Origin of the sequence: Chitinilyticum litopenaei DSM 21440 (assembly GCF_000428145.1) — a bacterium.
In the GTDB taxonomy this organism is placed as follows: Bacteria; Pseudomonadota; Gammaproteobacteria; order Burkholderiales; family Chitinibacteraceae; genus Chitinilyticum; species Chitinilyticum litopenaei.
The window spans coordinates 39,104-51,146 of sequence record NZ_ATZJ01000031.1; the positions used below are offsets into that span (position 1 = coordinate 39,104).

General features: G+C 62.4%; 11 protein-coding genes and 1 pseudogene. 5 read left to right on the forward strand and 7 right to left on the reverse strand.

Annotated features, from left to right (window positions below):
- Nucleotides 1-101: 101 nt before the first annotated feature.
- From C515_RS0112000 to argF, 3 genes are read right to left on the reverse strand one after another with little or no spacing between them, the layout of a single operon-like run.
- On the reverse strand, nt 102-1,319 hold the full coding sequence (locus C515_RS0112000) for an argininosuccinate synthase (protein ID WP_028455737.1): 1,218 nt from the start codon (nt 1,317-1,319) through the stop codon (nt 102-104).
- Between the two features lie 28 nt (nt 1,320-1,347).
- Nucleotides 1,348-1,968, reverse strand: coding sequence for a leucine efflux protein LeuE (gene leuE / locus C515_RS0112005; protein WP_028455738.1), 621 nt, complete (start codon nt 1,966-1,968; stop codon nt 1,348-1,350).
- A gap of 11 nt (nt 1,969-1,979) precedes the next feature.
- A complete protein-coding gene (gene argF / locus C515_RS0112010; RefSeq protein ID WP_028455739.1) occupies nt 1,980-2,894 on the reverse strand; it encodes an ornithine carbamoyltransferase in 915 nt (304 codons plus the stop codon).
- A 275-nt stretch (nt 2,895-3,169) separates the two neighbouring features.
- On the opposite strand from argF, the pseudogene C515_RS0112015 reads away from it, so the two are divergent.
- Together C515_RS0112015 and fabG are read left to right on the forward strand one after the other, a co-directional pair.
- Nucleotides 3,170-3,460, forward strand: a pseudogene (locus tag C515_RS0112015) (DUF3579 domain-containing protein); the annotation flags it as partial.
- A 161-nt stretch (nt 3,461-3,621) separates the two neighbouring features.
- Nucleotides 3,622-4,362, forward strand: coding sequence for a 3-oxoacyl-ACP reductase FabG (gene fabG, locus C515_RS0112020; RefSeq protein ID WP_028455741.1), 741 nt, complete (start codon nt 3,622-3,624; stop codon nt 4,360-4,362).
- A 132-nt stretch (nt 4,363-4,494) separates the two neighbouring features.
- On the opposite strand, the gene C515_RS20800 is transcribed toward fabG, so the two are convergent.
- The 3 genes from C515_RS20800 to C515_RS20805 all read right to left on the reverse strand — a co-directional run bounded on the left by C515_RS20800 (nt 4,495) and on the right by C515_RS20805 (nt 7,231).
- Nucleotides 4,495-5,766, reverse strand: coding sequence for a L,D-transpeptidase family protein (locus C515_RS20800; protein WP_051304882.1), 1,272 nt, complete (start codon nt 5,764-5,766; stop codon nt 4,495-4,497).
- A 3-nt stretch (nt 5,767-5,769) separates the two neighbouring features.
- Nucleotides 5,770-6,822, reverse strand: a complete 1,053-nt coding sequence (locus tag C515_RS0112030; RefSeq protein ID WP_028455742.1) for a nuclear transport factor 2 family protein — start codon at nt 6,820-6,822, stop codon at nt 5,770-5,772.
- An 88-nt stretch (nt 6,823-6,910) separates the two neighbouring features.
- Entirely contained in the window at nt 6,911-7,231 is a 321-nt protein-coding gene (locus C515_RS20805; protein WP_051304883.1) for an HU family DNA-binding protein, read from the reverse strand.
- A gap of 122 nt (nt 7,232-7,353) precedes the next feature.
- Here C515_RS20805 and C515_RS0112040 point away from each other — a divergent pair, with 122 nt between their 5' ends.
- From C515_RS0112040 to C515_RS0112050, 3 genes are all read left to right on the forward strand, one after another.
- Nucleotides 7,354-9,027, forward strand: a complete 1,674-nt coding sequence (locus C515_RS0112040) for an FAD-dependent oxidoreductase (protein WP_028455743.1) — start codon at nt 7,354-7,356, stop codon at nt 9,025-9,027.
- A 166-nt stretch (nt 9,028-9,193) separates the two neighbouring features.
- Nucleotides 9,194-9,823 carry a uracil phosphoribosyltransferase gene (gene upp, locus C515_RS0112045; protein WP_028455744.1) on the forward strand — a complete coding sequence of 210 codons (630 nt, stop codon included), beginning with the start codon at nt 9,194-9,196 and terminating at the stop codon, nt 9,821-9,823.
- A 404-nt stretch (nt 9,824-10,227) separates the two neighbouring features.
- Nucleotides 10,228-11,469, forward strand: a complete 1,242-nt coding sequence (locus C515_RS0112050; protein WP_028455745.1) for a uracil-xanthine permease family protein — start codon at nt 10,228-10,230, stop codon at nt 11,467-11,469.
- Nucleotides 11,470-11,555: 86 nt separating this feature from the next.
- Here C515_RS0112050 and C515_RS0112055 read toward each other — a convergent pair.
- The coding region (locus C515_RS0112055; protein ID WP_043649308.1) for a transposase at nt 11,556-12,043 on the reverse strand (488 nt) is incomplete at its 5' end.

The following is a 12,043-nucleotide window of genomic DNA, read 5'->3' on the forward strand; positions in this document are numbered from 1 at the left end:
CTGGCAGACTGTGGCAGGAAGGCGGAAGCGCAGCCGGCAAGGCCTTGCTGGTGCCGGGCACGCCTGTTGTCGGCTGACAGGCCGGCGTGCCCAGCATGCTGTCAGCGGCCCTTCTTGCCGGCGATACGCATGCGCAGCGCGTTCAGCTTGATGAAGCCACCGGCGTCAGCCTGGTTGTAGGCGCCGCCGTCATCGTCGAAGGTCGCGATGGTCTGGTCGAACAGGGTGTCCTTGGAGTCGCGCGCGACAACCGATACGCTGCCCTTGTAGAGCTTCACACGCACCCAGCCGTTCACATAGCTCTGGGTGTGGTCGATCAGCACCTGCAAAGCCTTGCGTTCCGGGCTCCACCAGTAGCCGTTGTAGATCAGCTCGGCGTAGCGCGGCATCAGGCTGTCCTTCAGGTGGGCCACTTCGCGGTCCAGGGTGATGGATTCGATGCCACGGTGGGCCTTCAGCAGGATGGTGCCGCCGGGGGTTTCGTAGCAGCCGCGGCTCTTCATGCCGACGTAGCGGTTTTCCACCAGATCCAGACGGCCGATGCCGTGCTTGCCACCCAGCTCGTTGAGCTTGGCCAGGATTTCGTGCGGCTTCAGTGCCACGCCGTTGATGGCGACCGGGTCGCCATTGGCGAACTCGATGTCGACGTATTCGGCGGCATCCGGTGCGGCTTCCGGGCTGATGGTCCAGCGCCACATGCTTTCTTCGGCTTCGGCCTTCGGATCTTCCAGATGGCGGCCTTCGAAGCTGATGTGCAGCAGGTTGGCATCCATCGAATACGGCGCGCCGCCGTTCTTGTGCTTCATGTCGACCGGGATGCCGTTGGTTTCGGCGTAGGCCAGCAGTTTTTCGCGCGAGAGCAGATCCCACTCGCGCCACGGCGCGATGATTTTCACTTCCGGCATCAGCGCATAGGCGCCCAGCTCGAAGCGCACCTGGTCGTTACCCTTGCCGGTGGCGCCGTGGCTGATGGCGTCAGCGCCGGTTTCGCGGGCGATCTCGATCAGGCGCTTGGCGATCAGCGGGCGGGCAATCGAGGTGCCCAGCAGGTATTCGCCTTCGTAAACGGTGTTGGCGCGGAACATCGGGAAGACGAAGTCGCGCACGAATTCTTCGCGCACGTCATCGATATAGATGTGCTCCGGCTTGATGCCGAATTGCAGCGCTTTCTGGCGTGCCGGCTCCAGCTCTTCGCCCTGGCCGAGGTCGGCGGTGAAGGTCACCACTTCGCATTGATAGGTGTCCTGCAGCCATTTCAGAATGACCGAGGTATCCAGGCCGCCGGAATAGGCAAGCACCACTTTTTTGACATCAGACATCACTACACTCCCGATAAAACGATGCCGGTCAGCGCGCGAGCGCCAGCCGGGCTCCAAAACTGATGAAAAGAACGCCGGTGGCGCGTTGCAGCCACTGGCCCAGCGCCGGAATGGCGCGCAGGCGTCGGGCAAGGCCGGCGCCGGTAAAGATGAGCACGCTGAGGTAGCTCAGGCTCACGACCTGCAGGATCAATCCCAGCGCGGCAAACGACAGGCCGGGATGCGCGTAGGCCGGGTCGACGAATTGCGGAAAGAAGGCCATGAAAAACAGGATGGCCTTGACGTTGACCAGCGAAATGCCCAGCGCTTTGCGAAACAGTTGTCTGGCCGGTACATCGACGGGTTTATCGCTGCCGCCCTTGCTGTGATTGAGCAATAGCCGCATACCCAGGTAGGCCAGGTAGGCCGCGCCGGCGTAGCGCACGATGTCGAAGGCGGCCGGGAAGGCGCGCATCAGCGCCGCCACTCCCAGTACCGCCGCCAGCATCAGGCAGAAATCACCGACCACGATGCCCGCCGCCGCCGCGTAACCGGCGCGCACGCCACGCTGCGCGGCAACGCTCAGCGTGAACAGCGAGTTGGGACCCGGCAGCAGGATGATGGCCACGGTGCCCAGCAGGTAGGTGGTGAGATCGGTGATGCCCAGCATGGTGTGGTGCGTCAGTCGTCGATGCGGCCCAGCATCAGGTACTCGATCACGGCCTTTTGCGTGTGCATGCGGTTTTCCGCTTCTTCCCAGACGATGGACTGCGGGCCGTCGATCACTTCCGGGTCCACCTCTTCGCCGCGGTGCGCCGGCAGGCAGTGCATGAACACCGCATTGGCCTTGGCCTGCAGCATGACCTTTTCGCTGACCTTGTAGGAGAGGAAATCCTTCTTGCGCTGCAGCGTCTCGCGCTCGAAACCCATCGACACGCTGACGTCGGTGGTGACGATGTCGGCGTCGCGCGCGGCCAGATAGGGGTCGCGGAAGATTTCGAAAATCTCGCTGCCATAGGTCTGGCCATCGAGCACGACCATGTCGTAGCCGGGCGGGCAGGCGAGGTTGAGCTTGAAATTGAAAATCTTCGCCGCCTGCAGCCAGGTGCGCGACACATTGTTCGAGTCGCCGATCCAGGCGACGGTCTTGCCCTCGATCGAGCCGAATTTCTCGATGTAAGTGAAGATGTCGGCCATGATCTGGCAGGGGTGATATTCATTGGTCAGGCCGTTGATGACCGGCACCAGCGAATTGTCGGCAAAGCGCTCGATGATGCTTTGCTCGAAGGTGCGGATCATCACGATGTCTACCATGCGGCTCATGACCTGGGCCACGTCCTCGATGGGCTCGCCGCGGCCGAGCTGGGTGTCTTTCGACTGCATGAACATGGCATGGCCGCCGAGCTGGAACATGCCGGCTTCGAAGGACACCCGCGTGCGCGTCGAGCTTTTCTCGAAAATCATGCCGAGTACCTTGCCCGGCAGCGGCTGATACAGCTCGCCGGCCTTCAGGCGGGCCTTGATGATGGCGGTGCGTTTGAACAGGTACTCATATTCTTCGCGGGTAAAGTCGGAGAACTGGAGGTAATGACGCATGATGGATTGGGTCCTGTCTGGCCGCGCGCAGCGAACGCCGGCAGCTCGGGAAAAAGTTAACATTATTCAGCCCTTTGCGCTGTACTGGCAAGTCCCGAGCGCCGCTGCACGCGCTTTTTGCGCCAGCGTGAAAAGATCATGGCGCGGTTTCGCTGGCGGCTTGCCATGCCGCTGCGCCGGATGGCGGTGGAAATAGCCCGGCCCGGGCAGGCAGCTTGCGGGCGGCGGTGGTATAATCCCGCCAAGCCTGTGAGGGCATACTTCAGCCAAGATTCATCATGATCTGTAATCCTTACGAAATCATTATCCAGGGTCTAACCAGTTCCGGTCGCGAATTCCGTCCGAGCGACTGGGCTGAACGCCTCTCCGGCATCCTCTCCACGTTCGGGCACGACCAGAAACTCTCCTACGCCCCCTATGTCCGCCCCATGGTGCACAACAATGTGCGCTGTGTCGCCGTCGACAAGCAGCTCGAAACCATTGACCCGCGCGTGTTCGAATTCATCATGACCTTCGCGCGCGACAACGACCTGCGCATCATCGATTGCCGCACGCTGATGAACGAAGTGTACGGCGAATCCACCGAAGGTTGATTTTGCGCAGATTTTGATGGATTCTCCTTCTTGCTGCACTGCACAAGGGTGTCCTAAGCTGCCTTGAGTCCGCGCGCCGGCAGTGGCGCCAGTGTGGCCGTCTGACGGCTTTTTTTCATTCAAGGGGGCAGTAAATGCGACTTAAAGACAAGGTATCCATCATTACCGGCGCAGCCAGCGGCATTGGCGAGGCAACCGCGCGCAAGTTCGCTGCAGAAGGCGCGAAGATCGTGGTTTGTGACGTCAACAAGGATGGCGTGGACAAGCTGGTCGCCGATCTGCAGGCTGGTGGCGCCGATGCAGTGGGTTTTGAGGTGAACGTGACCGACAAGGCGCAGATCGCCGCCATGGTCGACGGCGTGAAGAACAAGTATGGCCGCATCGACGTGCTGGTCAACAATGCCGGCATCACCGCTGATGCCCAGCTGGTCAAGATGACCGACGAGCAGTTTGATCGCGTGATCGACATCAATCTGAAGGGCGTGTACAACTGTGCCCGCGCCGTGGTCGATACCATGGTTGCGCAGGGCAGCGGTGTGATCCTGAATGCTTCGTCCGTGGTGGGGGTGTATGGCAACTTTGGCCAGACCAACTATGCCGCCACCAAGTTTGGCGTGATCGGTTTCGTCAAGACCTGGGCCAAGGAGCTGGGCAAGAAGGGCATTCGCGCCAATGCGGTCTGCCCGGGTTTTGTCGGTACGCCGATGGTCATGGCCATGCCGGAAGACGTGCTGAAGAAGATGGAATCGCGCATTCCGATGCAGCGCGTGGCCAAGCCCGAAGAAATCGCCAGTGTGTATGCCTTCCTGGCCAGCGACGAAGCCAGCTATATCAATGGCGCCGCCATTGAGGTGACCGGCGGTCTGGCGCTGTAAGTCTGCACCAGCAGCAAGAAAAAACCGCAGCGTGATGCTGCGGTTTTTTTGTGGCCAATTTCACTGAAGCGTAGCAACTTCTAGGGGTATGCGGCTGCAGCCTATGTCGTTGTTGGGTTGTGTGGATATACCTTAACCAGCGTTGCTGGCGCCTTCCCAGATGATGCGCCAGCCTTCGCCCTCGCGCTGCCAGTACTGGCGCTTTTTCATGCGATTGTCGAGGTTGTTGCTGCGGTAATCCTGTTCGAAGCTGGTGACGAGCTGGCTGGCGTTCTGCCCGGCGGCGTAGATGCTCAGGTCGCGCAGCTCGATTTCCACCCATTCCTTGCTGGCATTCACCGCGGCCTTCTGTTCGCTCCAGCGCGTCAGATTCAGGCCATCGTCACTGCGGAACGCATCGGCATAGTGGTTGAGGTAAAGCGAAGTCTTGCGCTCGGCCCAGGCCTTGCGCCAGTTTTCCACGGTAGCCGCCGCCTGCTCGCGCTGCTTCTCCCAGGCCGCCTTGTCCAGCCACTGGATGCCGGGCACGATGACCACGGCCGTCTTGCCCAGTTGCAGATACTGGGCGAGCTGCTCCATTTCCGGATTGCTCAGCGCTACGCAGCCGTTGGAGGCCAGTGGCGCGCGCGCGTAGGTGGCTGCGGGAACGCCATGCAGCCAGATGCCATGCCCTGTGCGGCCCTGGGTGCGGTCAAGTTCGTTCGGGTAGGAAATCGGCCAGGCTCCGACACCGTAGAGGTCGGCCTGATCGCCGTAAGTCTTGTCGAGCTGCTCGCGCGGCAGGTGGCCGGTGACGAAATACACGCCCAGCGGCGTGCGCTGGTCGCCTTCCTTGTATTTGTCAAAGCCGAGTTTGCCGATGGTGGCATAGAAGTCGAGCACATAGCGCGGCACGCCCTTGTCATTGGCGTAGACATAAATGCGCGAGCTGCGCGCGTCGACCAGGATGGCGTGTTGCTGATCCTTGCCGAACACCAGCAGATTGCCCGGCAGCTTGTCCTGTTCCGGTGGATTCTGGTGGTGCTGGATGCGGCGCAATGCTTCCAGGCGCAGGTCTTCCAGCTGTTCGGCCATGGTGTTCACGCCGCCGCCGATCTGCGGCAACGGCATGGCGCGCATGGCGTAGAGGTCGCCGCGCAAGAGGTGTGCGAGCCGGTAGTTGGGCTGTTCGGCCAGCAGCGCGTCAACCGTGGCCATGGCGTCTTCGACATGGCCGGCGCGAATGGCGTCGATGGCCGCAAGGATGCGCTGCTCCGGCGTACCGGGCGCCGCCTTGCCGGGTTTGTCGACCAGCAGCAGCGGAGGGGACAGGCTGTCGGTGAAGATGGGGCGGGCCGCCGGGGCGATGACCAGCAGCAGGACCAGAATGATCAGCCGCTTGATCCAGGTTTGCTTGCGGGACATGGCTTAGCCGGCGCGCTCTTCGCGGATCAGCCAGCCATCGCCGCTGCGCTCGAGGATGAAGGTCTTGCGTGTGGTCGAGCTCAGGCGGTCGGACTTGTAACTCTGGCGCACCGTCACCTTGGCCGTCTTGTCATCAATGAATTCGACATCCTGATCGGAGAGCGCCACTTCGATGTATTTCGGCGCCGTCACGCGCTCGCGGCGTTCCTTGGCCCATTCGGCGTATTTCTGGCCGCCCGGCGTACGGAAGGACTTGCTGTAGCTGGCCAGATAGCCATCGGCATTCTGCTTGCTCCAGGCATTCGCCCAGCGGTCCAGGCTGGCGAGCACGCGCTGGCGCTCGGCCGCACCATCGGCTTTCTTCGGCACCTCGCTGGGTTTGGCCGCCAGTGTCGGCGCCGGCCTGGCGGTCGGTGTAGCGCTTGCTTTCGGAGCCGGTGTCGGCGTGGCTTGTGGCGCGCGGGTGGCCGGTGGCAGCGTCGGCTTCTGGGTAATGATGGTGATCGAGGGCTTGACGGCGGCCATATTGGCGGAGCCGCGCGGCGCCATTTGCGGGTTGCGGCTGAACAGCTCGTGCACCAGCGTCAGTTTGGTCTGCACCTTGGCATTGCCGGATTCGAGCTGCAGCGCCTTGTCATACGATTGCGACGCCAGACGGGCATAGAGGTCGCCCAGGTTTTCATGCGCAATCGCATAGCTGGGATTGGTCTGGATGGCCATCTGCAAGGCTGCGCGCGCCTTGTCGAGCTGGTTTTGCTGGGCGTACAGCACCGCGAGGTTATTGTAGGGCTCCGGCAGTCCGGGGTTTTCCTCGGCAATCTGCGTAAAGGCCTTGATGGCATCCTCGATGCGACCGGTTTCGGTCAGTGCGATCGCGCGCATGAAGCGCAGCTGCAGATCCTTGGGATTGCTGGCCAAGGCGCGGTCCGCGCGTTCCAGGGCCTGCGGGAACTGGCGGGCCTTGAGCAGCTGCTGGATGTCTTCGGCGTCGCCGGCAAAGGTCGCGCCGGCGGCGAACAGGGTCAGGGTCACAAGCAGGTGGGGCAAACGCAGCATGAGGCAGTAATCCGGCGCGAAAGGCTAAAAACCGGCCGATTTTAGCAAAAGCTGAACAAGCCTGCGCAGCTAGATGACAGCGCCGTGTCTAACTTGCCATATCGTGTGGCTTATCTTGCAACTGGCTGAGCGTGTCCTTCAGCGCCTTCAGCGGGGTGTATTTCAGTGTGCGCTTGGCGGCGATGGCGACCGGTTCGCCGGTGCGCGGGTTGCGTCCCATGCGCGCCGCACGCTGCTGGATGGCCAGTTTGCCAAGCCCGGGCAGCGGCAGGCTGCCGCCGCCCTTGAGCGTGGCCGCGCCGACCTCGCCCAGCGCGTCCAGCACGAGGGCGACGGTCTGGCGATCCAGTTCCGGTTGGTCCAGTGCGGCCAGCAGGCGCACCGCTTCGATCAGTTCACGTTTGTTCATGCCGGTTTCCTTTTTTCGGGAATCTGCGCTGCCTTGCCGGACTTGTCAAATTGCACGCACTTTACAATATATAAAAAAATATAATATTATGGTGTTAATTAAAATGGCAACGCGAGGGCAGTATGGAACAGGCACAGCGCATCATCATTGTCGGCGGCGTGGCGGGCGGGGCTTCGGCCGCGGCGCGGGCAAGGCGGCTCAGTGAATCCGCCAGCATCACCGTTTTCGAACGCGGGCCCTATGTGTCGTTTGCCAATTGCGGCCTGCCTTACCATCTGGGCGGCGAAATCACCGAGCGTGACGCACTCTTGCTGCATACGCCGGAAAGCCTGAGCGCGCGCTTTGGCATCGAGGTACGCGTCAATCACGAGGTGCTTGCCATCGATCGCGTGCGCAAGACGGTGCGCGTGCTCGACCGCCTGAGTGGCGAAACCGGCGAGGAGGCCTACGATGCGCTGATCCTCGCGCCCGGCGCCGCGCCAATCCGCCCACCCTTGCCGGGGCTGGACGATGCGCGCGTGTTCACGCTGCGCAACCTGCCCGATCTGGACCGGCTGATGGCGGCGCTCGACCCGGAAATCCGCACGCTCAGTGTCGTTGGCGCCGGTTTTATCGGCCTGGAAACCGTCGAGGCCTTGCGGCAGCGCGGGTTGAACGTCCACCTGATCGAGCGCAGCCCGCAGGTGCTCGCGCCGCTGGACGCCGAAATGACCGCGCCGCTGGTGGCGACGCTGCGCGCACACGGCGTGGCGCTGCATCTGGGTGAAACGCTGCAGCGCATCGAAACGGCGGGCGAGTCGCTGCAGTTGCGGCTGGAATCCGGTGCGAGCATCGCCAGCGATCTGGTCGTGCTGGCCATCGGTGTGCGCCCGGAAACTGCGCTGGCGCGCGAGGCTGGTCTGGAGTTGGGAGAAACAGGCGGGGTATGGGTTGATGAGCAAATGCGCACAAGCGATCCAGCCATATACGCGGTGGGGGATGTGATTGAAGTGCGCCATGTCGTCGATGGCAGGCCGGTGCTGCTGCCGCTGGCCGGCCCGGCCAACCACCAGGGCCGCATTGCCGCCGACGCCATTTTCGGGCGTGCCAGCACTTATCGCGGCAGCCAGGGCACGGCCATCTGCAAGGTCTTCGAGCAGACGGCGGCCAGCACCGGTCTGAACGAAAAGGCGCTGCAGGCCGCCGGCATCGCCTATCGCAAGCTCTACCTGCACGCCGGCGATCATGCCGGCTACTACCCCGGCGCCACGCCGGTCAGCCTGAAAATCCTTTTCGCTACGGAATCCGCCCGCCTGCTGGGCGCGCAAGCGGTGGGCGAGAAGGGCGTGGACAAGCGCATCGACGTGCTGGCCGTCGCGCTGCAGGCCGGCCTGACGGTGGACGATCTGGCTGAAATGGAACTGGCCTACGCGCCGCCGTACGGTTCGGCCAAGGATGTGGTCAACCTGGCCGGCATGGCCGCGCAGAACCTGCAGGACGGCCTGTTGCAACTGATCGGCGCCGAAGAAGTCGGCCAGGCCGTTGCTGAGGGCGCGCAGCTCATCGACGTGCGCGAGGCCGAGGAAATTGCCACCGGCCTGCTGCCGGGCGCGCGCAATCTGCCGCTGTCGCAGTTGCGCCAGTTGTTGAGCTTGCTTGCGCGTGATCGGGAGGTGATTGTCTATTGCCAGGTGGGCTTGCGCGGCTATATCGCCCAGCGCTTTCTTGCGCAGCAGGGCTACCGGGTGCGCAGTCTCAACGGCGGCTACAAGACCTGGAGCATGTGGCAACAGAGCCGAACGTTTCGGCCGGGCTGATCTTGCGCGACGGCCGCGTGCCGGGCTGCTTGTGCGTGTCCGCGCGGGTGCCCAGGCCGCCGCACCGCTTTGATGCGGGTCAGATGCAGGCGCCGATAGCGGTTTCGCTAATGGCGAAACCGGCTGGCAGGCCTACAATTGGTGGGTTTAATTTCCGAGGCCTGTCATGAAGATCTCCGTCGTCAATCACCCGCTGGTCCAGCACAAACTCGCACTGCTGCGCGAGGCGGACGTCAGCACCAACAAATTCCGCCTGCTGACCGAAGAGCTGGCGCGCCTTCTGGCCTACGAGGCCACGCGCGACCTGCCGCTGGAGCCGGTGACCATCGAGGGCTGGTGCGGCCCGGTGGATGTGCAGAAGGTCAAGGGCAAGAAGCTTACCGTCGTGCCGATCCTGCGGGCCGGCATCGGCATGCTCAACGGCGTGCTCGATCTGGTGCCCTCGGCCAAGATCAGCGTCGTCGGCCTGGCGCGCAACGAGGAAACGCTGCAGCCCGAGCCGTATTTCGAGAAATTCGTCGGTTCGCTCGACGATCGCCTGGCGTTGATCATCGATCCGATGCTGGCCACCGGTGGTTCGCTGGTCGCCACCATCGACATGCTCAAGCGCAAGGGTTGCACGCACATCAAGGCCATCGTCATGGTTGCCGCGCCCGAAGGCGTGAAACTGGTGAACGAAAAGCACCCGGACGTGGAAATCGTCGCCGCCTCGCTCGATTCGCACCTGAACGAGCACGGCTACATCATTCCGGGCCTGGGCGACGCCGGCGACAAGATTTTCGGCACGACCAAATAACAAGCTGATTAGAAAGCCTTCTCAGCAAACCACAAAAACCTATTGAACCACAGAGGCACAGAGGGCACAGAGGAAGTAAAACCCTTCCTGATTAGGAAGCCAGCTCAGCAACTCGTCATACCGGCGAAAGCCGGTATCCAGAGCGCTGCTCGAACAAGCATTGCAGCTCGATTCCCGCTTTCGCGGGAATGACGAATTGTACTTTGCTGAGATAGCTGCCTAATTAGGAAACCCTTGGGAATTCCTATGAAGTGCCCCCCTTTTCTCTGTGCTCTCTGTGTCTCTGTGGTTGATTTGGGTTTTGCTGCGAAGTCTTGCTAATCAGGAATGACAAAGAACGACAAGAATGCGCGGGCAAAGGCAGCCCGCGGACACGCTTTGCTGTTTCAGATCAGGGGAAAACCATGTTCCATACACTGCGCCAGTTCATTTCCGGCGCGCAAATCCTGTTTGTCGCCTTTGGCGCGCTGGTGCTCGTACCCTTGCTGACCGGGCTGAACCCGGCGATGGCGCTGCTGGGCGCCGGCGTCGGCACGCTGCTGTTCCAGCTGGTCACCGGGCGCAAGGTGCCGATCTTTCTCGGCTCCTCGTTTGCCTTTATCGCCCCCATCATCTTCTCCATCCAGACCTGGGGAATGGCGGCGACGCAGTTCGGCCTGTTTGCCGCCGGCTTCATGTATTTCGTGATTGCCGCCATCGTGCGCTGGCGCGGCATGGCGCTGATTGAAAAGCTGCTGCCGCCGGTGGTGATCGGCCCGGTGATCATGGTCATCGGCCTGTCGGTCGCCGTGGCGGCTTCCGGCATGGCGATGGGGCAGGGCGGCGGCCAGCAGCTGGTGCCCTATGGGGTGTCGCTGACGCTGGCGGCCATTTCGCTGGCGACGACCATCATCGTCTCGGTGTTTGCCGGCGGCATGCTGCGGCTGGTGCCGATTCTGGCCGGCGTCATCGTCGGCTATATTGCGGCAATCTTCATGGGGGTGGTGGATTTCTCCGGCATCGTCAATGCGCCGTGGTTCGCCATGCCGACCTTCGTTTCGCCCGAGGTGAACTGGGCGGCGGCGCTCTTCATGCTGCCGGTGGCGATCGCGCCCTGCATCGAGCACATCGGCGGCGTGATGGCCGTGGGCAAGGTGGCTGGCAAGGATTACACCAGCGAACCCGGCCTGCACCGCACGCTGGCCGGCGACGGCCTGGGCGTGTGCTTTGCCGGCGCCATCGGCGGCCCGCCGATCACGACGTATGCCGAGGTGACCGGCGCGCTGATGATCACGCGCAATTTCAACCCGGTCATCATGACCTATGCCGCCGTACTGGCCATCATCCTGGCCTTCTTTGGCAAGTTCAACGCCGTGCTCACCTCGATTCCGCTGCCGGTGATGGGCGGCATCATGGTGCTGCTGTTCGGCACGATCGCCTCCATCGGCCTGAAAACGCTGATCGACGCGCGCGTCGACCTGATGGCGCCGCGCAATCTGGTCATCGTGTCGGTGATTCTCACCTGCGGCATTGGCGGGCTGATGTTCAAGGCCGGCAATTTCAGCCTGGCCGGCGTGGGGCTGGTGAGCCTGCTGGCCATCGCGCTCAACCTGCTGCTGCCGGCGGACCGCCATCACGACGGCATTGTCGAGGGTCAGGATATCTGACAGGGTATGGCTTTACAGCCATTCATCGTGAATGGCTGTAGACATATACCCATGAAAAAAGGACGCCGCGGCGCAATGCCGCTCAGTTAAGCCTGAGCGGCATTTTTCTTGACTGGGTAACGGGTTTTGCTCATCTTCACTGCGCGCGGATAGCGCCGCTCGCTGCGACGTGGCGGCAGAATGAAGCGCTTGATGTTGCTGCGCATCGCCTTCAACTTGCCCGGGATCGTGCCCGGTGAGCAACGACCCGAACTCCACAGCCACTCATCCACAATGTAACGCAGCGCCGTCAGGAAACTGATCCGGCATGGCGAAACTGCCGCCTCTTCCGCAATGCGCAGCATCTCCAGCCGGATCAGGTTGTACATCAGCAAGGTCGCCCACAACTCCTGCTTGATCCCCTCGGGCTGCAGGCTGCGCAAGGTCATCGCCTGGCGCTGCAGGTCTGTCTTGATTTCCCCGTAGGTCAGCTCGATTTCCCAGCGCTCGTGATACAGCGCGAACACCTCGTCGGCCGGCCAGTGTTCCGGATCGGCCAGCGAGGTAAACACGGTCCGACGCTGTCCGTTGGGCA